General features: G+C 63.6%; 19 protein-coding genes and 1 pseudogene. 18 read left to right on the top strand and 2 right to left on the bottom strand.

Translation table 11 applies throughout. The annotated features are described in order from the left end of the window. Positions 1 to 190 precede the first annotated feature (190 nt). The 4 genes and pseudogenes from KI243_RS08655 to KI243_RS08670 all read left to right on the top strand — a co-directional run bounded on the left by KI243_RS08655 (position 191) and on the right by KI243_RS08670 (position 4,562). Positions 191 to 661, top strand: a complete 471-nt coding sequence (locus tag KI243_RS08655) for a (2Fe-2S)-binding protein (RefSeq protein ID WP_017126390.1) — start codon at positions 191 to 193, stop codon at positions 659 to 661. Further along, positions 658 to 2,976 (top strand): xanthine dehydrogenase family protein molybdopterin-binding subunit, encoded by a 2,319-nt coding sequence (locus KI243_RS08660; protein WP_017126391.1) that lies wholly within the window; start codon positions 658 to 660, stop codon positions 2,974 to 2,976. The genes KI243_RS08655 and KI243_RS08660 overlap by 4 nt, the downstream gene beginning before the upstream one ends. After that, positions 2,976 to 3,961: pseudogene (locus KI243_RS08665) on the top strand (XdhC family protein). The gene KI243_RS08660 and the pseudogene KI243_RS08665 overlap by 1 nt, the downstream one beginning before the upstream one ends. Continuing rightward, the gene (locus KI243_RS08670; RefSeq protein WP_212810695.1) at positions 3,954 to 4,562 is read left to right on the top strand and encodes a nucleotidyltransferase family protein; all 609 of its coding nucleotides are present in this window, start codon (positions 3,954 to 3,956) and stop codon (positions 4,560 to 4,562) included. Before KI243_RS08665 ends, KI243_RS08670 begins: the two are co-directional and overlap by 8 nt. A gap of 93 nt (positions 4,563 to 4,655) precedes the next feature. On the opposite strand, the gene rne is transcribed toward KI243_RS08670, so the two are convergent. Beyond that, complete coding sequence (gene rne, locus KI243_RS08675) at positions 4,656 to 8,000, bottom strand: ribonuclease E (RefSeq protein WP_177116413.1); 3,345 nt, start codon at positions 7,998 to 8,000, stop codon at positions 4,656 to 4,658. A gap of 710 nt (positions 8,001 to 8,710) precedes the next feature. Here rne and rluC point away from each other — a divergent pair. Genes rluC through KI243_RS08690 form a run of 3 tightly spaced genes read left to right on the top strand, consistent with a single transcriptional unit; the run spans position 8,711 to position 11,329 of the window. Next, positions 8,711 to 9,667 (top strand): 23S rRNA pseudouridine(955/2504/2580) synthase RluC, encoded by a 957-nt coding sequence (rluC, locus tag KI243_RS08680; protein WP_017126395.1) that lies wholly within the window; start codon positions 8,711 to 8,713, stop codon positions 9,665 to 9,667. Beyond that, the gene (locus tag KI243_RS08685) at positions 9,657 to 10,319 is read left to right on the top strand and encodes an HAD-IA family hydrolase (RefSeq protein ID WP_177085142.1); all 663 of its coding nucleotides are present in this window, start codon (positions 9,657 to 9,659) and stop codon (positions 10,317 to 10,319) included. Before rluC ends, KI243_RS08685 begins: the two co-directional genes overlap by 11 nt. A 20-nt stretch (positions 10,320 to 10,339) precedes the next feature. Further along, positions 10,340 to 11,329 carry a S49 family peptidase gene (locus KI243_RS08690; protein WP_178992149.1) on the top strand — a complete coding sequence of 330 codons (990 nt, stop codon included), beginning with the start codon at positions 10,340 to 10,342 and terminating at the stop codon, positions 11,327 to 11,329. Between the two features lie 170 nt (positions 11,330 to 11,499). Here the strand turns inward: KI243_RS08690 and KI243_RS08695 are convergent, their stop codons facing one another. Beyond that, entirely contained in the window at positions 11,500 to 12,078 is a 579-nt protein-coding gene (locus tag KI243_RS08695; RefSeq protein ID WP_178992148.1) for a nucleoside triphosphate pyrophosphatase, read from the bottom strand. Positions 12,079 to 12,183: 105 nt separating this feature from the next. Here KI243_RS08695 and KI243_RS08700 point away from each other — a divergent pair, with 105 nt between their 5' ends. The 11 genes from KI243_RS08700 to KI243_RS08750 all read left to right on the top strand — a co-directional run bounded on the left by KI243_RS08700 (position 12,184) and on the right by KI243_RS08750 (position 21,203). Next, entirely contained in the window at positions 12,184 to 12,711 is a 528-nt protein-coding gene (locus KI243_RS08700) for a YceD family protein (RefSeq protein ID WP_083875327.1), read from the top strand. Positions 12,712 to 12,724: 13 nt separating this feature from the next. Then, positions 12,725 to 12,907, top strand: coding sequence for a 50S ribosomal protein L32 (gene rpmF / locus KI243_RS08705; RefSeq protein ID WP_003179396.1), 183 nt, complete (start codon positions 12,725 to 12,727; stop codon positions 12,905 to 12,907). Positions 12,908 to 12,910: 3 nt separating this feature from the next. Beyond that, on the top strand, positions 12,911 to 13,921 hold the full coding sequence (gene plsX, locus KI243_RS08710) for a phosphate acyltransferase PlsX (protein ID WP_177085139.1): 1,011 nt from the start codon (positions 12,911 to 12,913) through the stop codon (positions 13,919 to 13,921). 138 nt (positions 13,922 to 14,059) lie between these two features. Beyond that, complete coding sequence (fabD, locus tag KI243_RS08715) at positions 14,060 to 14,998, top strand: ACP S-malonyltransferase (RefSeq protein WP_042935394.1); 939 nt, start codon at positions 14,060 to 14,062, stop codon at positions 14,996 to 14,998. A gap of 16 nt (positions 14,999 to 15,014) precedes the next feature. Then, positions 15,015 to 15,755, top strand: a complete 741-nt coding sequence (fabG, locus tag KI243_RS08720; protein WP_017126403.1) for a 3-oxoacyl-ACP reductase FabG — start codon at positions 15,015 to 15,017, stop codon at positions 15,753 to 15,755. A 196-nt stretch (positions 15,756 to 15,951) separates the two neighbouring features. Beyond that, positions 15,952 to 16,188 (top strand): acyl carrier protein, encoded by a 237-nt coding sequence (gene acpP, locus KI243_RS08725; RefSeq protein WP_007987170.1) that lies wholly within the window; start codon positions 15,952 to 15,954, stop codon positions 16,186 to 16,188. A 111-nt stretch (positions 16,189 to 16,299) separates the two neighbouring features. Continuing rightward, the gene (gene fabF, locus KI243_RS08730; RefSeq protein WP_103033032.1) at positions 16,300 to 17,544 is read left to right on the top strand and encodes a beta-ketoacyl-ACP synthase II; all 1,245 of its coding nucleotides are present in this window, start codon (positions 16,300 to 16,302) and stop codon (positions 17,542 to 17,544) included. Next, positions 17,544 to 18,359, top strand: a complete 816-nt coding sequence (gene pabC, locus KI243_RS08735) for an aminodeoxychorismate lyase (RefSeq protein ID WP_017126405.1) — start codon at positions 17,544 to 17,546, stop codon at positions 18,357 to 18,359. The genes fabF and pabC overlap by 1 nt, the downstream gene beginning before the upstream one ends. Before the next feature lies 1 nt (position 18,360). Next, positions 18,361 to 19,575, top strand: a complete 1,215-nt coding sequence (mltG, locus tag KI243_RS08740; protein WP_212810696.1) for an endolytic transglycosylase MltG — start codon at positions 18,361 to 18,363, stop codon at positions 19,573 to 19,575. 19 nt (positions 19,576 to 19,594) lie between these two features. Next, positions 19,595 to 20,227, top strand: coding sequence for a dTMP kinase (gene tmk, locus KI243_RS08745; RefSeq protein ID WP_017126407.1), 633 nt, complete (start codon positions 19,595 to 19,597; stop codon positions 20,225 to 20,227). Continuing rightward, positions 20,220 to 21,203: a DNA polymerase III subunit delta' gene (locus KI243_RS08750; protein WP_212810697.1), complete on the top strand. Its 984-nt coding sequence runs from the start codon at positions 20,220 to 20,222 to the stop codon at positions 21,201 to 21,203. Before tmk ends, KI243_RS08750 begins: the two co-directional genes overlap by 8 nt. The last annotated feature ends 29 nt before the right edge of the window (positions 21,204 to 21,232 follow it).

Consider the following 21,232-nt stretch of genomic DNA (forward strand, 5'->3'; position numbering starts at 1 on the left):
ACTACATAGGGCTTTTTTGTGAAAACGGCTTTCCCTTGGCCGGTTAACGCTGTAAATAATGCTTTCAAGAACGGCCGATGAAGTACTCACTTCATGAAAGAGCCGATTAGCCTGAGTCGATCTGCTGCCGTCCGTGCGGCGCCTGCGCAGATGGCTCGACCCCCATGACCTGAATAATGCGGGCGTGCCCATGATTACCCTGAAACTCAATGGTCAAGACCATCCCCTGGACGCTACCGAGGACATGCCGCTGCTGTGGGCGATCCGTGACGTGGCGGGTTATACCGGGACCAAGTTCGGCTGCGGCATGGGCCTGTGCGGTGCCTGCACCGTGCACATCGACGGCCTGCCGGCGCGTTCCTGCATCACTCCGCTCGGTGCGGTGGCGGGCAAGAGCGTGAACACCATCGATGGCTTGCACCGCGACCCGGTCGGCCAGGCGGTGCAGCAGGCCTGGCTGGACGGCGGGGTGGCGCAGTGCGGCTTCTGCCAGGGCGGGCAGATCATGTCCGCCACGGCACTGCTCAAGGTCAACCCCCAGCCCAGCGACGAGCAGATCGAAGAAGCGATGGTCGGCAATATCTGCCGCTGCGGTACCTACAACCGCATCAAGACGGCAATCCACAATGCCGCCGCGCACCTGCAGGAGGCCAAGGCATGAGCCAGTCCCTGAACGATTTCGCCCTGAGCAACCTCAGCCGGCGCGGCTTTCTCAAGGGGGTCGGGGTCACCGGTGCCCTGGTGCTGGCAGCGACCTGGGGCTTGCCCGAGGCCTTTGCCGAGGGTGAGAAGAAGTACGGCGCCGATGGCATGCCCAATGGCTGGATCGACGATCCCAAGGTCTATGTCAGCATCGACGCCGATGGCAGCGTGACAGTGACCTGCAACCGTTCCGAGATGGGCCAGGGCGTGCGGACCAGCCTGAGCATGGTGGTGGCCGATGAACTGGAGGCCGACTGGGCGCTGGTGAAGGTCCGCCAGGCACCGGCGGACGAAGTGCGTTTCGGCAACCAGGATACCGATGGCTCGCGCAGCATGCGCCATTGGTACGAGCCGATGCGACGTTGCGGCGCGGCGGCGCGGACCATGCTCGAACAGGCGGCGGCGCAGCAGTGGAAAGTCCCGGTGGGCGAGTGCCAGGCCCGCTTGCACAAGGTTATCCACAGCCCGAGCGGGCGCGAACTCGGCTACGGTGCCCTGGCGGCAGCCGCCGGCGCGTTGGCGGTGCCGGCCCGGGACAGCCTGAGACTCAAGCAGCCGGCGGAATTTCGCTACATTGGCAAGGAGTCGACGCGGGCCATCGATGGGGCGGATATCGTCAATGGCCGGGCCCTGTACGGTGCCGACATTCATTTCGACGGCATGCTCTATGCCACCGTGGCGCGGCCGCCGGTGTATGGCGGCAAGCTCAAGTCCTTCGATTCGGCGGCCGCGCTCAAGGTCCCGGGTGTGCTCAAGGTGCTGGAGATCGAAGCGCGTCCGCTGCCTTCGGAATTCCAGCCGCTGGGCGGCGTGGCGGTGATCGCCAGCAATACCTGGGCGGCGATCAAGGGGCGCGAGGCGTTGAATATCGTCTGGGACAATGGCGATAACGTCAGCTACGACTCCATCGCCTATCGCCAGGAACTGGAGGACTCGTCACGCAAGCCGGGCAAGGTGGTGCGCAACACCGGCAATGTCGACGAAGCGCTGAAACGTGCCGCCAGTCATTTCGAGGCCGACTACTACCTGCCCCACCTGTCGCAATCACCCATGGAGCCGATGGTCGCCATCGCCCGTTTCAACGATGGCCAGTGCGAAGCCTGGGCACCGACCCAGGCGCCGCAGGTCACCCGTGAGCGGATTGCCGAGCGGCTGGGCATCGGCTTCGACAAGGTCACCGTCAATGTCACCCTGCTCGGCGGCGGGTTCGGCCGCAAGTCCAAGCCGGACTACGTCATCGAGGCGGCGATCCTGGCCAAGGCGATGCCGGGCCAGGCGGTGCGGGTGCAATGGACCCGCGAAGACGACATCCACTATTCCTATTTCCATACCGTCTCGGCGGAGTATCTGCGCGCCAGCCTGAACAAGGACGGTACGCCTTCCGGCTGGCTGCACCGCACGGTGGCGCCGAGCATCACCGCGTTGTTCGCGCCCAACATGAACAACGAAGCGGCATTCGAGCTGGGCATGGGTTTCACCAACATGGCCTACGACATTCCCAATGTGCGCCTGGAAAACCCCGAGGCGAAGGTGCATACCCGCGTCGGCTGGTACCGTTCGGTGTCGAACATTCCCCATGGTTTCGCCATCCAGAGTTTTGTCGACGAACTCGCCCACAAGGCCGGGCAGGATCCGTTGGCCTATCAGCTCAAGTTGCTGGGGCCGGATCGCAAGATCGATCCGCATACCCTGAGCGACCAGTGGAACTACGGCGAATCCCCCGAGCGTTACCCGATCGACACCGCCCGCCTGCGCGGCGTGCTGGAAACCGCGGCCAAGGCGGCGGGGTGGGGACGCAAGCTGCCCAAGGGGCGCGGGCTGGGCCTGGCGGTGCACTACAGCTTTGTCACCTATGTGGCGGCGGCCATCGAGGTCGAGGTCAAGGACGATGGCACGCTGATCGTGCACAAGGCCGATATCGCCGTGGATTGCGGGCCGCAGATCAACCCCGAGCGGATCCGCTCGCAGTTCGAGGGCGCCTGTGTGATGGGCCTGGGCAATGCGGTACTGGGGGAAATCAGCTTCAAGGAAGGCAAGGTCCAGCAGGACAACTTCCATATGTATGAAGTGGCGCGCATGTCCCTGGCACCGAAAGAGGTGGCGGTACACCTGGTCACTCCGCCGGGAGAGGTGCCGCTCGGTGGTGTCGGCGAGCCGGGCGTGCCGCCGATCGCGCCGGCGCTGTGCAATGCGATCTTCGCCGCCACCGGCCAGCGGATCCGCAGCCTGCCCGTGCGTTACCAGCTGCAAGGCTGGAACAAGGCGAAGGCCTGATGGACAGCGTCGATCTGAATGTCCTGCGCAGCGTCCTGCAATGGCGCCGCGCCGGCCAGCGGGTGGTCTTGTACAGCGTGGTCCAGACCTGGGGCAGTGCGCCCCGGCAGCCGGGGGCGATGCTGGCCCTGCGCGGCGATGGCGTGGTGATCGGCTCGGTCTCGGGTGGCTGCATTGAAGACGACCTGATTGCCCGGCTGCACGATGGCCGCCTGGCCGCGGACGGGCCGCCGGTGCAACTGGTGACCTACGGGCTGACCCGTGAGGAGGCGGCGCGTTTCGGCCTGCCGTGCGGTGGAACCCTGCGCCTGACCGAGGAGCGGATCGACGATCCCGACTGGGTCGCGCAACTGCTGCGGCGTTGCGAGGCTCACGAAATCGTTGCCCGGGAACTGGACCTGAGCAGCGGCGCGGTGACCCTGCACGAGGCGAGCAGGCACGACGCCCTGGTTTTCGACGAGCAGACCCTGCGGGCCATCTACGGCCCCGGTGGCGCCTGTTGTTGATCGGCGCCGGCCAGTTGTCGCGGTACGTGGCGGAAATGGCCCGGATGCTGGATTTCGAAGTACTGATCTGCGATCCGCGGGAGGAGTTCGTCCACGGCTGGGAGGAGCACCATGGGCGCTTTGTGCCGGGCATGCCGGATGAGGCCGTGCTGAATATCCAGACCGACGAACGCACCGCCATCGTTGCCCTGACGCACGACCCGCGGCTGGACGACATGGCATTGCTCACGGCCTTGAACTCCAGGGCCTTCTACATTGGTGCCCTGGGCTCGCGGGTCAACAGCCGCAAACGCCGGGACAATCTCGCGGCGCTGGGCTTGAGCGAGGAATCCATCGCCCGCCTGCATGGGCCGATCGGCTTGCATATCGGCAGTCACACGCCTTCGGAGATCGCCTTGTCGTTGCTGGCGGAGATCGTCGCGATCAAGAACGGCGTGGAATTGCGGCAGAAAAAACCGGAGCTTGCGGTCAGTGAGTGACCGGGCGGCGGCGATTATCCTGGCGGCGGGGCAGGGCAGCCGTTTTCGGCAGGTCGCCGGGGCGGACCAGGACAAGTTGTTGGCGCCTTGTCGTGGGCGTGACGGGATAGTGCGGCCGGTGCTGGAACAGGTGCTGGGCAGCCTGCCTGGCGGTCTTGGCGAGCGGATCGTGGTCACCACGTCTGATCGTGCCGAAGTGATTCGCCTGGCGCGCGCCCATGGCTGTCGGGCGGTGTTGCTGGATTCCTCCGGGATGGGCGAGAGCATCGCCGCAGGAGTCGCCGCCACCTCCGGTGCCGGCGGTTGGCTGGTGGTGCTCGGCGATATGCCGTTTATCCTGCCGCAGACGTTCGCGCGGGTACTGGATGGCATGGCCAGCGACCTGATCCGGGTGCCGACGCTGTCCGGTCGATATGGCCATCCGGTGGGCTTCGGGAGCGGTTTCGGGGCTGCGTTGCGGGGATTGTCCGGGGATCGTGGGGCCAAGTCCCTGTTCGCGACGGCCAGGGTTCAATCAGTAGCGGTCGAGGACCCCGGGATCACCTGGGATATCGATCTGCCCTCGGCCCTGGTATTTCCCCTTTCCAACACGGACACCTGATCGTTTCCACGTCCTCGGCGCATCACGTTCCCGGCGCATAAAAAAAGCCCCGCCTGCATCGCTGCAGGCGGGGCTTTTCAATTACCGCCGGAGTCAGGCGAGGGGTTTAGGCTCGTGGGCTTCTTCCAGGGCTTTTGGCGTGTGCTCGATCACTTCTTCGACGGATTGCAGGTTCTCGTCGATGGTCGGCGCAGCCGGTTCGCTTTCAGCGTGTACAGCAGGCGCCGGAGCGGCCTCCTGGACAACCTCGGCAACCGGTTCGGCAGTCACCTGCGCTTCCACGGCAGGAGCCGCGGCTGCGGCAGCCAGTTCGGCAGCCTTGCGGGCTTCTTCTTCACGCTTGCGGCGACGCACTTCACGCGGGTCGTTCGGCGCGCGGCCATTGCTGGACACGACCACTGCCGGTGCTTCTTCCACCACTGGCGCGGCGACTTCGGCAACCACAGGCGCTTCGACCGGAGCCGGTTGAGCCACTACAGGCTCGGCGGCAACCGGTTCGGCAACCACAGGTTCGGCGACTGGCGCCGGAGCGGCTTCGACGACGGCTGGTTCAGCGGACCATTCGAAGGTCGCCTGGACCTCCTGGGCGGGCTCCGGAGCTTTCTCGACCGCGGCTTCAACGACTGCTGCTTCAATGATCGGTGCGGCGACCACAGGTGCTTCTTCAACCGCTGTTTCAGCAACCGGGGTTTCGACTGCTGGCTCAGGTGCCACGAACACTGGCAGTTCGGCAGCTACGGCGGGCTCAGCCGGCGCTTCGACCACCGGGGCGGCCTCGACAACCGGAGCCACTTCCACTTCCGGGGCAGCAACCGCTTCTACCGGAGTCGTCGCTTCCACCACAGGCGCTTCGACGGCCGGGGCTTCTTCGACGGCGGCGGTAGCGCGTTCAGCCTGCTGGTGCGCTTCGGCTTCAGCCGGGGCGCTGATCACGCTGCTGGCGACAGCAGCGGTCACGGCCAGGCCGGCAGCCAGTTCGTCAGTGCTGGCTTCGCCCTGATTGCCTTCGCCGCCTTCTTCGGAGCCTTCGATCACATTGCCGTTGGCATCACGCTGACGCTCGCGACGGTTGCTGCGACGACGCTGGCCGCGGGAGCGACGGCGTGGACGATCACCACCTTCGGCGTTGTCCTGGCCATCGTCCTGCAGTTGCTCTTCGCCCTGCAGCACTTCCTCTTCTTCACCGACCGCGGCGGCCTGTTCGGCGCGTGGCTGGCGTTCTTCACGCGGTGCACGTGGCTGGCGCTCTTCTCGTGGGGCACGGGCCGGACGCTCTTCAGCGACAACCGCGGCAGCGGCACCGGCGACAGCGCCGACTGCCGGAGTGGCATCCAGCGGTTCGCGCAGTTCACGCACGCGTTCTTCACGCTCGCCACGTGGCTTGCGATCTTCACGTGGGGCACGCGGTGCACGTTCTTCGCGTGGAGCGCGCGGTGCGCGTTCCTCACGGGCTACGGCCGGGGTTTCTTCACGGGCTTCGCGTGGTGCACGTTCCTCGCGGGCTTCACGTGGGACACGCTCTTCGCGTGGTGCGCGTTCCTCGCGTGGTTCACGCGGTGCACGTTCTTCACGTGGCGCACGCTCTTCGCGCGGCTTGCGTTCTTCATCGCGGCGACCATTACGGTTGCGGCTCTGCTGACGACCGTTGCGGCGCTCTTCGTTGCGGGCTGGGCGCTCGGCGGCCGGTTTCTCGACCACGACCGGTGCGACCGGCTCTTCCTTGGTGGCGAACAGGCTGACCAGGGACTTCACCAGGCCCTTGAACAGGCTTGGCTCGGCAACCGGAGCCGGGGCGGCAGCCACCGGGGCGACCACTTCGGTCGGCACCGGCGCGTTGGCGCGGGCCGGGGCGGTCTTGACCGCGGCTTCCTGGCGAACCAGGGTGCGGGTCGCGGCGGCCGGCTGGACTTCCTCGACTTCGGCAGCGGCAGCGGCGATTTCGTAGCTGGACTGGTTGGTGTGGGCCTCCGGGCTGTCGTCGCGCAGACGTTGCACTTCGAAGTGCGGCGTCTCGAGGTGATCGTTCGGCAGGATCACGATACGGGCACGGGTGCGCAGTTCGATCTTGGTGATCGAGTTGCGTTTTTCGTTGAGCAGGAACGCGGCAACCGGGATCGGCACCTGGGCGCGGACTTCGGCGGTGCGGTCCTTCAGGGCTTCTTCTTCGATCAGGCGCAGGATCGCCAGGGACAGCGACTCGACGTCACGGATGATGCCGGTGCCGTTGCAGCGTGGGCAGACGATGCCGCTGCTTTCGCCCAGGGACGGACGCAGGCGCTGACGGGACATTTCCAGCAGGCCGAAGCGCGAGATGCGACCGACTTGCACGCGGGCACGGTCGGCTTCCAGGCATTCGCGGACTTTTTCTTCCACGGCGCGCTGGTTCTTGGCCGGGGTCATGTCGATGAAGTCGATCACGATCAGGCCGCCGATGTCGCGCAGGCGCAGCTGGCGGGCGATTTCTTCAGCGGCTTCCAGGTTGGTCTGCAGCGCGGTTTCTTCGATGTCGCTGCCTTTGGTGGCGCGTGCCGAGTTGATGTCGATGGACACCAGGGCTTCGGTCGGATCGATCACGATGGAGCCGCCGGAAGGCAGTTCGACAACGCGCTGGAAGGCGGTCTCGATCTGGCTTTCGATCTGGAAGCGGTTGAACAGCGGGACGCTGTCTTCGTACAGCTTGATCTTGCTGGCGTACTGCGGCATCACCTGGCGGATGAAGGTCAGGGCTTCGTCCTGGGCCTCGACGCTGTCGATCAGCACTTCGCCGATGTCCTGGCGCAGGTAGTCGCGGATGGCGCGGATGATCACGTTGCTTTCCTGGTAGATCAGGAAAGGTGCGGAACGATCCAGGGACGCTTCCTTGATCGCGGTCCAGAGTTGCAGCAGGTAGTCGAGGTCCCACTGCATTTCTTCGCTGCTGCGGCCCAGGCCGGCAGTGCGCACGATCAGGCCCATGTCGGCAGGTGCCACCAGGCCGTTCAGCGCTTCACGCAGTTCGTTGCGTTCTTCGCCTTCGATGCGACGGGAAATGCCGCCGGCACGCGGGTTGTTCGGCATCAGGACCAGGTAACGACCGGCCAGGCTGATGAAGGTGGTCAGGGCGGCGCCCTTGTTGCCACGTTCTTCTTTTTCGACCTGGACGATGACTTCCTGGCCTTCGCTCAGGACGTCCTTGATATTGACGCGGCCTTCAGGGGACTTCTTGAAGTATTCGCGGGAGATTTCTTTCAGCGGCAGGAAGCCGTGGCGCTCAGAGCCGAAATCGACAAAGGCAGCCTCGAGGCTTGGTTCGATGCGAGTAATCCGGCCTTTATAGATGTTGGCCTTCTTCTGCTCGCGTGCACCGGATTCGATATCCAGGTCGTAGAGGCGCTGGCCGTCTACCAGTGCAACACGCAACTCTTCGGGTTGAGTTGCGTTAATCAGCATTCTTTTCATGTAGTACCGTCGGTTTCCGGGCTGCCGGAAACGGCGTTCGGCACACACGACTTCTCACGGTCGGTGTCAGGTGCGTCAGGAGTGGTTGGCCACTCCAGTGTCTAGCGAGATTTCGACCTTCAGGCGAAGTCGCGACTGACGCTTCCTGCTTGCTGTGGTGGCATAAGCACCGCTTAAGCAAAACTGAGTCAGGAGGAGGAATCAACCGCGGGTGTGGACGATATGAAGCGTCTTGAACAAGCCTAATGCTACACAGTCCGACGGTTGTGCATCTCCACCCTACACGTATCCCTGATAATTCGGGTGCTGCCGCGCGCAGAATCCGCAGCGGGTTGGCATTTACCGTGAACGCCGAAAGGGGAGTTCACGCATCATGGCTAATCAGGCGTTGTTTCCGGCACTCTCGCTCGGGCTTGTCCTGCGACTGACTGCACTTTGTGAACTGGCCGTGAATATCGGCTCGGGATGACGAGTGGTTACTCAGTTTCCCGGCTCGCTTCAGGCCTCATGTCACCTGCGCTCGTTACAATCACGAACCTGCCATGTGTAGCGAAAGCCCCGTAGGACGGCCTCGCGTCCTGATGAATTGCGTTGGTCAGGGTCGGCTGTTTGCCGTTGTTCCTCTGTCCGGCCGCTTTTGGCGGCGTTCGCGACTATAGCAGCAATGATTAAGTGCTTCAATTCCATAAAAAATTGTTATCATTCGCGGCATGACGACGACTACCCCCCCGACCCCAGGCGTCCAACTGCTTGAGGTCTCGCCGGAATATGCCGGCCAACGCATCGACAATTTTCTTCTCGCCCGGCTCAAAGGCGTGCCCAAGACCTTGATCTACCGCATCTTGCGTAAAGGCGAAGTGCGAGTGAACAAGGGGCGGATCAAGCCCGAGTACAAGCTGCAGGCTGGAGATATCGTTCGAGTTCCTCCCGTGCGCGTTCCCGAGCGCGACGAGCCTGTGCCGCTGGCCCAGGGCCTGTTGCAGCGCCTGGAGGCCTCGATCGTGTTCGAGGACAAGGCGCTGATCGTGATCAACAAGCCGGCCGGCATTGCCGTGCATGGCGGCAGCGGCCTGAATTTCGGCGTGATCGAAGCCTTTCGCCAGTTGCGCCCGGACGCCAAGGAGCTGGAACTGGTGCACCGCCTGGACCGTGACACGTCCGGCCTGCTGATGATCGCCAAGAAACGCAGCATGCTGCGCCATCTGCACGAGCAATTGCGCGGCGATGGCGTGGACAAGCGTTACATGGCGCTGGTCCGTGGCCGCTGGGACACCGCCCTCAAGCAGGTGCGGGCGCCGTTGCTCAAGAGCAACCTGCGTTCCGGCGAGCGCATGGTCGAGGTCAACGAGGAGGGCAAGGAGGCCTTGACGGTGTTCAAGGTCCTGCGCCGCTTCGGCGACTTCGCCACGATGGTCGAAGCCAAGCCGGTGACTGGCCGGACCCACCAGATTCGCGTGCACACCTTGCACGCCGGCCATTGCATCGCCGGTGACAGCAAGTACGGCGAGGAGGGTTTCACCAAGGAGATTCGCGACCTGGGTGGCAAGCGCCTGTTCCTGCACGCCTACATGCTGACCGTGCCGTTGCCCGATGGCGGCGAGCTGAAGTTGCAGGCGCCGGTGGATGAAATGTGGGCCAAGACGGTGGAGCGGTTGAGTGCGGTCTGATTACAAGCTGCTGATTTTCGATTGGGACGGCACCCTGGCCGATTCCATTGGTCGGATTGTCCAGGCGATGGGCGAGGCGGCCGAACGGGCCGGCTGGCCCAAGCGCGATGATCCGGCGGTCAAGGGGATTATCGGCCTGGGCTTGCCGGAAGCCATCCGTACCCTCTATCCGAGTATTTCCGACGAAGAGCTGGTCATTTTTCGCCAGCACTATGCCGACAGTTACATTGCCCTGGAGGCGGTGCCTTCGCCGTTGTTCCCGGGCGTGGTGGAGTCCATGGAGGCATTTCGCGCCGCGGGCTACCAGTTGGCCGTGGCGACCGGCAAGGCCCGTCGCGGGCTGGATCGGGTGCTGAAGGCGCATGGCTGGCTGGATTACTTCGATATCACCCGGGCCGCCGACGAAACCGCGAGCAAGCCGCATCCGTTGATGCTCGAAGAGATTCTTGCCCACTGTGGCGTGCCGGCGTCCCAGGCGCTGATGGTCGGCGATTCGGCGTTTGACCTGCAGATGGCGCGTAATGCCGGCATGGACAGCGTGGCGGTCGGCTACGGCGCTTTGTCGCTGGATGAGTTGCGAGTGTTCGAGCCGCGTTTGGCGATCGATGGTTTTCCTGAATTGCATGCCTGGCTGAATCGCCAGGCCCATTGAGTCTATTGGGGTGAGCACGCATGGCAGATGAGTGGGGCGCACCGCCCAAGGCGAGTGCCGCCGAGGGCGACGATAAAAGCTGGAAACTGCTGGAAAAAACGCTGCTGGCGGGCGTCCAGGAGCAGCGTCGGGCGCGGCGCTGGGGGATTTTCTTCAAGTTGCTGACCTTTGCCTACCTGTTGGTCGCGCTGCTGATGTTCTCGCCGCTGATGGACATGGAAAAGAGCGCCGGTCGCGGTGCCCACTACACCGCCCTGATCGAGGTGCGCGGGGTGATCGCGGACAAGGAGTCGGCCAGTGCCGACAATATCGTCAGCAGCCTGCGCGAGGCTTTCAAGGATCCCAAGGTCAAGGCGATCATCCTGCGTATCAACAGCCCGGGCGGCAGTCCGGTGCAGTCGGGTTATGTCTATGACGAAATCCGTCGCCTGCGTGGCCTGCACCCGGATACCAAGCTCTATGCGGTGATTTCCGATCTCGGTGCCTCGGGGGCGTACTACATCGCCAGCGCGGCTGACCAGATCTACGCGGACAAGGCCAGCCTGGTCGGTTCCATCGGTGTGACAGCGGCGGGCTATGGCTTTGTCGGCACCATGGAGAAGCTCGGCGTCGAGCGTCGTGCCTACTCTTCGGGTGAGCACAAGTCGTTCCTCGATCCGTTCCAGCCGCAGAAAGCCGATGAGACCCGGTTCTGGCAGGGCGTGCTGGATACCACCCACAACCAGTTCATCGACAGCGTCAAGAAAGGGCGTGGCGATCGTCTCAAGGACAAGGAGCATCCCGAGCTGTTCTCCGGGCTGGTCTGGTCTGGTGAACAAGCCTTGCCCCTGGGGTTGATCGACGGCCTGGGCAGCGCCAGTTCCGTGGCCCGTGACGTGATCGGCGAGAAGGAGTTGGTGGACTTCACGGTCCAGGAGTCGCCTTTCGACCGCTTCTCGAAAAAGCTCGGTGCCAGCGTGGCCGAGCAGTTGGCCATGTGGATGGGCTTCCAGGGGCCGACCTTGCGCTGATGATTTGCGCGACATGAAAAAACCGGCCTGTGAGGGCCGGTTTTTTATTGGGCGTTTCGATCGTTCCCACGCTCCCCGTCCGCTTTCGATCGTTCCCACGCTCCCCGTCCGCTTTCGATCGTTCCCACGCTCCGCGTGGGAATGCCGCCCTGGACGCTCCGCGTCCCGCCTCAGGGAATCTCGACCCCTTCGGCCAGCAACATATCCACCAGGCGAATCAGTGGCAGGCCGACCAGGCTGGTGGCATCGGGCCCCTCGGTGCGCTGGAACAGGCTGACGCCCAGGCCCTCGGCCTTGAAGCTGCCGGCGCAGTCGTAGGGTTGTTCGGCCCGCAGGTAGCGTTCGATGCGTGCCGGGTCGAGACGACGCATGTGTACGGTAAAGGGCACGCAGTCGACCTGGCAGTGGCCGCTCTGGCTGTTGAGCAGGGCCAGGCCGGTGAGGAAGGTCACGCGGGCACCGCTGGCCGCCAGCAGTTGCTCGCGGGCCTTGTCGAAGGTGTGGGGCTTGCCGATGATGCGCCCGTCGAGCACGGCGACCTGGTCCGAGCCGATGATCAGGTGTCGCGGATGGCTGGCGGACAGGGCGCGGGCCTTTTCTTCGGCCAGGCGCCTGACCAGGGCCTCGGCGGATTCGCCGGGCTGGTGGCTCTCGTCGATGTCGGGCGAGCTGCAGGTAAAAGGCAGGCGCAGGCGGTCGAGCAATTCCCGGCGGTAAACCGAGCTGGAGGCGAGTAACAACGGCAGCATGGGCTTCTCCTGAGGGTAGCCGGCGATTCTATCCAGAGGCGAAGCTGACGGACAGGGCTGAATTTCCTTTGACATGGGCGGGTGCATCCCTATAATGCTGCGCCTATGTTGAATGACCCGATTCCACCTCACGTTGACCCGCGCAAATTAGCTGACCGTGGCACCACCCTTCAAGGTGAACTGCTGCTGGCTGATTTGGAGAGACTCTGCGACCCGCTTTCCGACAACGTCGGTACGGTGCAGGCCAAATTCGTTTTTGAACGAGATGAACGTAAGTCTGTGGTTATCCACAGCTTTATCGACACCGAAGTCAAGATGGTTTGCCAGCGTTGTCTTGAGCTGGTCACCCTGCCGATTCACAGCGAATGCAGTTATGCTGTGGTGAAGGAGGGTGCGAATACCCAGTCGTTGCCGAAAGGTTATGACGTGCTGGAACTGGGCGAAGATCCTTTGGATCTGCAGGCGTTGATCGAGGAAGAGCTTCTGCTCGCCTTGCCCATTGTGCCTGCTCATCATCCGGAAGAATGCCAGCAGCCGGACGGGCTCGAAGAGCCTGAGCCGAGCGAGGACGAGGTAACGCGGTCCAACCCGTTCAGTGTATTGGCGCAGTTAAAGCGTGACCCAAACGTTTAGGAGTTAATCAATTATGGCTGTTCAGCAGAACAAAAAATCCCGCTCCGCCCGTGACATGCGTCGTTCCCACGATGCTCTCGAGGCTAGCACCCTGTCCGTGGAAAAGACCACCGGTGAAGTTCACCTGCGTCACCACGTATCGCCAGAAGGCGTATACCGTGGCCGTAAAGTGATCGACAAGGGCGCTGACGAGTAAATCTTGTCCGCTCAGATCATCGCGATCGACGCAATGGGCGGGGACTTCGGTCCCCGCAGCATTGTCCAGGCCAGTATTGCCTGCCTGTCCGCTACACCCTCGCTGCACCTGACCCTTGTCGGTCAACCCTCCCTCCTTGATGAATTGATTGCTGGCTATCCGGCTGTTGATCGCGCGCGCCTGACGATTGTCCCGGCGGCCGAGGTCATCACCATGGATGAGCGGCCGTCCCAGGCCTTGCGTGGCAAGCCGGACTCGTCGATGCGGGTGGCGCTGCAGTTGCTGCGTGACGACAAGGTCCAGGCGGTGGTCAGTGCCGGCAATACCGGTGCGCTGATGGCCCTGTCGCGTCATGTGCTCAAGACCTTGCCGGGCATCGATCGGCCGGCGATGGTGGCGGCGATCCCGACCCGGCGTGGTTATTGCCAGTTGCTCGACCTCGGGGCGAATGTCGACTGCAGTGCCGAGCACCTGTTCCAGTTCGCGGTGATGGGCTCGGTGGCCGCCGAGGCCCTCGGTGTCGTGCGGCCGAGGGTGGCCTTGCTGAATGTCGGCACCGAAGACATCAAGGGCAACCAGCAGGTCAAGCTGGCGGCCGGCCTGCTGCAGGAGGCCCGCGGGCTGAACTATATCGGTTTCGTCGAGGGTGACGGACTGTACCGCGGCGAGGCCGATGTGGTGGTTTGCGACGGCTTTGTCGGCAATATCCTGCTCAAGTCCAGCGAAGGCCTGGCGACCATGATCGCGGCGCGGATCGAGGCGTTGTTCCGTCGCAACCTGGCTTCGCGGGTGGTCGGTGTTCTGGCCTTGCCTTTGCTCAAGCGCCTGCAGGCCGACCTGGCACCGGCGCGTCACAATGGCGCGAGTTTCCTCGGCTTGCAGGGCATTGTCGTCAAGAGTCACGGCTCGGCGGGCGTGCAGGGCTTGCAGAGCGCCATCCAGCGGGCCCTGATCGAGATTCAGGAAAACCTCCCCGAACGCCTGCACGGGCGCCTGGAGGATCTGTTGCTTTAGGCGTTTTGCCCGGCAAATGCTTAAATGTGACCGCTCGGTTCAACGAGCCATCCAACTGAGGCATTCAATCAAGAATTTCTGGCGTTCCCATGGTGGGACCTCAACTCTCCGACGACAAGATCATTAGGGGCTCGTTTCATGTCTACCTCCCTCGCATTCGTCTTTCCAGGACAGGGCTCGCAGTCCCTCGGCATGCTGGCCGAGCTGGGCGCGCAGTACCCGCTGATCCTGGAAACCTTCGCCGAGGCCTCCGAGGCCCTGGGCTATGACCTCTGGGCACTGACCCAGCAGGGGCCGGAAGAGCAGCTCAATCAGACCGACAAGACCCAGCCGGCGATCCTCACCGCTTCGGTGGCCCTGTGGCGCCTGTGGCTGGCCGAAGGCGGCAAGCGCCCGGCCTATGTCGCCGGCCACAGCCTGGGTGAATACAGCGCACTGGTTGCCGCCGGCAGCCTGAGCCTGGCCGATGCCGTTCGTCTGGTCGAGCGCCGCGGTCAGCTCATGCAGGAAGCGGTGCCGGCCGGGCAGGGCGCCATGGCGGCGATCCTCGGCCTGGAAGATGCCGACGTGGTTGCCGCCTGTGCCGACTCCGCCCAGGGCGAAGTGGTCAGCGCGGTAAACTTCAACTCGCCGGGCCAGGTGGTGATCGCCGGGGCCAAGGCCGCTGTCGAACGCGCCATGGAAGCCTGCAAGGCCAAGGGCGCCAAGCGCGCGCTGCCGCTGCCGGTCAGCGTGCCGTCGCATTGCGAGCTGATGCGTCCGGCGGCCGAGCGCTTCGCCGAATCGGTGGCCGCCATCGACTGGCAGGCACCGCAGATCCCGTTGGTGCAGAATGTCAGCGCCGGCGTCGCCGCCGATCTCGCCACCCTCAAGCGCGACCTGCTGGAACAGCTCTACAAGCCGGTCCGCTGGGTCGAATCCGTGCAGTACCTGGCGGCCCAGGGCGCGACCGAACTGGTCGAGTGTGGCCCGGGCAAGGTCCTCGCCGGCCTGAACAAGCGTTGCGCCGACGGCGTGAACACCTCCAACCTGAATACCCCGGATGCCTTCGCCGCCACGCGCGCGGCGCAGGCCTGAATTAGGAGAAGCCTGCATGAGTCTGCAAGGTAAAGTTGCACTGGTCACCGGCGCCAGCCGTGGTATCGGCCAAGCCATCGCCCTCGAGCTGGGTCGCCTGGGGGCTGTGGTCGTCGGTACCGCGACATCCGCCTCGGGTGCCGAGCGCATTGCCGCGACCCTCAAGGAAAATGGTATTCAAGGCACCGGCCTGGAACTCAATGTCACCAGCGACGAGTCCGTGGCCGCGGTCCTGGCCAGCATTACCGAGCAGTTCGGTGCGCCGGCGATCCTGGTCAATAATGCCGGTATCACCCGCGATAACCTGATGATGCGCATGAAAGACGATGAGTGGTACGACGTGGTCGATACCAACCTCAACAGTCTGTTCCGCCTGTCCAAGGGCGTCCTGCGCGGCATGACCAAGGCGCGCTGGGGCCGAATTATCAATATTGGCTCGGTTGTGGGTGCCATGGGCAACGCAGGCCAAGTAAACTACGCGGCAGCCAAGGCCGGCCTCGAAGGTTTCAGTCGCGCGCTCGCGCGTGAAGTCGGCTCGCGGTCGATTACGGTAAACTCGGTTGCTCCAGGCTTCATCGACACCGATATGACCCGCGAACTGCCTGAGGCACAGCGTGAAGCCCTGCTGACGCAGATTCCGCTGGGCCGTCTGGGCCAGGCCCAGGAGATCGCGCAAGTGGTCGCTTTTCTGGCTTCGGACGGTGCGGCTTACGTTACTGGGGCTACAATCCCGGTGAACGGCGGGATGTACATGTAATTCAAATGTGACGGATTGCTTCAAAAAAATGTCATACCAGCTGTCTAAAATCCGTTATAAAGCTGCAACTTATTGATGGGCAGAGGGCAAAGGGGGACGAAGGCTGAAGCTTTCGGTTGAAAAGCTGAAAAGCCTTTCTATACACTTACCCACCGGCCAGCTGCCTGAATTTTTCCATTAGGAGTGAAAACAAGGTATGAGCACCATCGAAGAACGCGTCAAGAAAATCGTTGCCGAGCAACTGGGCGTCAAGGAAGAAGAAGTGGTCAACACTGCTTCCTTCGTTGAAGACCTGGGTGCCGACTCCCTTGACACCGTTGAGCTGGTGATGGCTCTGGAAGAGGAATTCGAGACCGAAATCCCTGACGAAGAAGCTGAAAAAATCACCACCGTACAAGCTGCTATCGATTACGTTACTGCCCACCAGGCGTAATAGTTTGTAATCGTTGCCCGCTGTCATGGAAAAACCGCACTGCCATCATGGCGTGCGGTTTTTTCTTTAGGCGTGAGGCAAAGCGTGGTCAACAGGATAAAGGAGAGTGCTGTGTCGCGTAGACGCGTCGTAGTCACCGGTATGGGGATGTTGTCGCCATTGGGTACGGATGTTCCGAGTACCTGGCAGGGCATTCTGGCTGGCCGCAGTGGCATTGGTCTGATCGAACACACAGACCTTTCTGCCTATACCACCCGTTTTGGCGGCTCGGTAAAAGGCTTCAACGTCGAAGAATATTTGTCGGTCAAAGAAGCCCGCAAACTCGACCTGTTCATTCAGTACGGCCTGGCAGCCGGTTTTCAGGCGGTGCGCAATGCCGGCCTGGAAGTCACCGACGCCAACCGTGAACGTATCGGCGTGGCCATGGGCTCGGGTATTGGCGGTCTGACCAATATCGAGGAAACCAGCCGCACCCTGCATGATTCCGGGCCTCGGCGCATTTCGCCGTTCTTCGTGCCTGGCTCGATCATCAATATGATTTCCGGCTTCCTGTCCATCCACCTGGGTGCCCAGGGGCCGAACTACGCCATCTCCACCGCCTGTACCACCGGTACCCACTGCATTGGCATGGCGGCGCGCAACATTGCCTACGGCGAAGCCGACGTGATGATTGCCGGCGGTGCCGAAATGGCCGCCTGCGGCCTCGGCATGGGCGGCTTCGGTGCTTCGCGCGCGCTGTCGACCCGCAACGACGAGCCGACCCGTGCCAGCCGTCCGTGGGACAAGGGCCGCGACGGCTTCGTGCTGTCCGACGGTGCCGGTGCGCTGGTGCTGGAAGAGCTGGAACACGCCAAGGCGCGTGGTGCCACCATCTACGCCGAGCTGATCGGCTTCGGCACCAGCGGCGATGCCTATCACATGACCTCGCCACCCGCCGACGGCGCCGGTGCGGCGCGTTGCATCGCCAATGCCCTGCGTGACGCGAAACTGAATGTCGAGCAGGTGCAGTACGTCAATGCCCACGGCACCTCCACCGCGGCCGGCGACCTCGCCGAAGCCCAGGCGATCAAGACGGTGTTCGGCGAGCATGCCTACAAGCTGGCGGTCAGCTCGACCAAGTCGATGACCGGTCACCTGCTGGGTGCCGCCGGGGCGATCGAGGCGATCTTCAGCGTCCTGGCGATCAACGACCAGGTGGCTCCGCCGACGATCAACCTCGACGAGCCGGACGAAGGCTGCGACCTCGACTTCGTACCGCACGAAGCGCGGCGCATGCCGATCGACGTGGTGCTGTCCAACTCCTTCGGTTTTGGCGGTACCAACGGATCCCTGGTGTTCCGCCGGTTCGCCGAGTGATGCAAAGCTGGGTCGACGGTCAGCCGGCTGATTCGTTGCCGCTCAAGGACCGTGGCCTGGCCTACGGTGATGGTCTGTTCGAGACCATTGCCGTGAAAGCCGGGCGCCCGCTCTTGCTGGAACGGCACCTGCAACGCCTGCTCGACGGTTGTCGACGCCTGGGCATGGCGGCCAATCACCCGCTGCTTCGCAGCGAGTTGCTGGTCTACAGTGCCGCCATGGGTGAGGGCGTGCTCAAGCTGATCCTCACCCGTGGCGATAGCCAGCGCGGTTACGCCGCGGTGGCTGATGCCGTGCCCCGCAGGATTCTCCAGAGCAGTCCGTCGACGGTGTACCCGCCGGCCCTGCAGAACGAAGGCATTCGGCTTTTTCCCTGTGCCACCCGTTTGTCCGAACAACCCTTGCTGGCCGGCCTCAAGCATCTCAACCGGCTGGAGCAGGTGCTCGCCCGTGGCGAGTGGCAGGATGCCAGGTATGCGGAGGGGCTGATGCTCGATGGCGCCGGACGGGTGATCGAAGGCGTCTTCAGCAACCTGTTCCTGGTGCGCGACGGCGTGCTGTTCACCGCAGACCTCAGTCGTTGCGGCGTGGCCGGCGTCATGCGTGCCGAGCTGCTGGACCAGGCTCGTGCCCTGGCGATCCCGGTGGATATTTCAGATATCAGCCTGGAACAACTCCGACAAGCTGATGAAGTCTTTCTCTGTAACAGCGTCTACGGTGTCTGGCCGGTTCGGGCTTTTACCGATCTGAGCTGGTCGGTGGGTCCGCTCACCCGTAAACTGCAAGGCATTGCCCGCGCGTTATTGGATGTTTGAATTGAGACGTAAATTCTTGGTGCTGCTGCAGACGGTTCTGGTGCTGGCGGGATTGGTGCTGGGCGGATCGGCCTGGAAGATCCATTCGGCGCTGGAGCAGACCCTCGACCTGACGCAGGAACAATTGCTCGACGTGCCGGCCGGCGCGACGCCTACCGGAACCTTCAATCGCATGGAGGCCGATGGCACCCTGCGCGATGCGTTCTGGCTGCGCCTGTACTGGCGCTTCAACCTGGCCGGCGTGCAACTGCACAGCGGCGAATACCGCCTGACCCCGGGCATGAACATACGCACACTGCTGGGCTTGTGGCAGCGTGGCGAAGTGGTGCAGTACAGCCTGACCCTGGTCGAGGGCTGGAATTTTCGCCAGGTGCGCAGCGCCCTGGCCAAGAACGACAAACTCCAGCAGACCCTGGCCGGGCTCAGCGATAGTGAAGTCATGAGCAAGCTGGGCCACAAGGACGTATTCCCGGAAGGGCGCTTCTTTCCTGATACCTACCGTTTCGTGCGCGGCATGACCGACGCCGAACTGCTGGAAAAAGCCTACGATCGCCTGCAGAACGTTTTGGCCCAGGAGTGGGAAAAGCGTTCGGCCGATGCGCCTTATACCGACCCTTACCAGGCCCTGATCATGGCCTCGCTGGTGGAAAAGGAAACTGGCGTGCCCCAGGAACGTGGCCAGATCGCCGGGGTTTTTGTACGGCGCATGCAGCTCGGCATGTTGCTGCAGACCGACCCGACGGTGATCTACGGCCTGGGCGAGCGCTACACGGGCAAGCTGACCCGCGCCCACCTGCGCGAAGCCAATCCCTACAATACCTATATGAACGTCGGCTTGCCGCCGACACCGATCGCCATGGTCGGGCGCGAGGCGATTCATGCCTCGTTGAACCCGGTGGCGGGCAACAGCCTGTATTTTGTCGCCCGGGGCGATGGCAGCCATGTCTTCTCCGATGACCTGGACGCCCATAACAACGCGGTGCGCGAGTTCCAGCTCAAGCGCCGCGCGGATTATCGTTCCAGCCCGGCGCCGGCTACCGCACCGGTGACGACACCCGCCGGCGCGCCGGCTGTTGTTCCCGGTGCCGATGTTCCCAGCGCCGAGTCGAAGCCGGCTCCGGATACCACCGAACCCGCGGCGGCGCCCCTCGGCGCACCGACCGAAGCGCCGCCCGCGCCGGACTCCGTCGCGCCCGAGACGAAGGACGCGCAATGACTCTGATTAAGGACTGCCTGTGACCGGCTTGTTTATTACCCTGGAAGGCCCGGAAGGCGCCGGCAAGAGTACCAATCGCGAATACCTGGCCGAGCAGTTGCGTGCCCGTGGCATCGATGTGCTGCTGACCCGCGAACCGGGCGGCACGCCCCTGGCCGAACGCATTCGCGAGCTGTTGCTGGCACCGAGCGATGAACGCATGTGTGCCGACACCGAGCTGTTGTTGGTGTTCGCCGCCCGTGCCCAGCACCTGGCCGAGGTGATTCGTCCGGCGTTGGCCCGAGGGGCGGTGGTGTTGTGCGATCGCTTTACCGATGCCACTTATGCCTACCAGGGCGGCGGTCGTGGCTTGTCCCGGGAGCGCATCGCCACCCTGGAAACCTTCGTCCAGGGCGAACTGCGCCCGGACCTTACCCTGGTCTTCGACCTGCCGGTGGAAATCGGCCTGGCCCGCGCCAGTGCGCGGGGTCGACTGGATCGCTTCGAGCAGGAAGGGCGGGTGTTCTTCGACGCGGTACGCAGCACCTACCTGAAGCGTGCCGAAGCCGACCCGGCGCGCTATCGCCTGGTCGATGCCGCCTTGCCGCTGGCGCAAGTCCAGCAAGCGCTGGACAGCCTGCTGCCACTGATCCTGGAGCGGCATCGTGGCTGAAGCCTACCCCTGGCAGGACGCTCTCTGGCAGCAACTGGCCGGTCGCACGCAGCATGCCCATGCCTATCTGCTCCATGGTCCGGTGGGGATCGGCAAGCGGGCCCTGGCCGAGCGCCTGATGGCGCTGTTGCTGTGCAAGAGCCCGGACGGCCTCAATGCCTGCGGTCACTGCAAGTCCTGCCTGTTGCTGGCGGCGGGCAGTCACCCGGACAACTACATCCTCGAGCCGGAAGAGGCGGACAAGGCGATCAAGGTCGACCAGGTGCGCGATCTGGTCAGCTTCGTGGTCCAGACCGCGCAACTGGGCGGGCGCAAGGTGGTGTTGATCGAGCCGGTGGAGGCGATGAACATCAACGCCGCCAACGCCTTGCTCAAGAGCCTCGAAGAGCCCTCCGGCGATACCGTGCTGCTGCTGGTCAGCCACCAGTCCAGTCGCCTGCTGCCGACCATTCGCAGCCGTTGCGTGCAGCAGGCCTGTCCGCTGCCGGGCGAGGCCATGAGCCTGGAGTGGCTGGCCGGGGCCTTGCCCGATTGCAGCGAGGAGGAGCGCATCGAGCTGCTGACCCTGGCGGCCGGTTCGCCCCTGGCGGCGGTCAGCCTGCAGGCCCAGGGCGTGCGCGAACAGCGGGCGCTGGTGGTGGACGGCGTGAAGAAACTGCTCAAGCAACAGCAGTCGGCCACGCAACTGGCCGAGGGCTGGAACGCCATTCCGCTGTTGCTGCTGTTCGACTGGTTCTGCGACTGGTCGAGCCTGATCCTGCGCTATCAACTGACCCAGGATGAAGCCGGCCTGGGGCTGCCCGACATGCGCAAGGTGGTGCAGTACCTGGCGCAGAAAACCTCGCAGGAAAAGGTCCTGAATATCCAGGACTGGATCCTCGCCCAGCGCCAGAAGGTACTGAGCAAGGCCAACCTCAACCGGGTGCTGTTGCTCGAAGCCTTGCTGGTGCAGTGGGCGGCTTTGCCGGCGAGCTAGCCGTACAGGCCACCAAGCGCCTAGAATCG

Origin of the sequence: Pseudomonas sp. Ost2 (assembly GCF_018326065.1) — a bacterium.
GTDB lineage: Bacteria > Pseudomonadota > Gammaproteobacteria > Pseudomonadales > Pseudomonadaceae > Aquipseudomonas > Aquipseudomonas gingeri.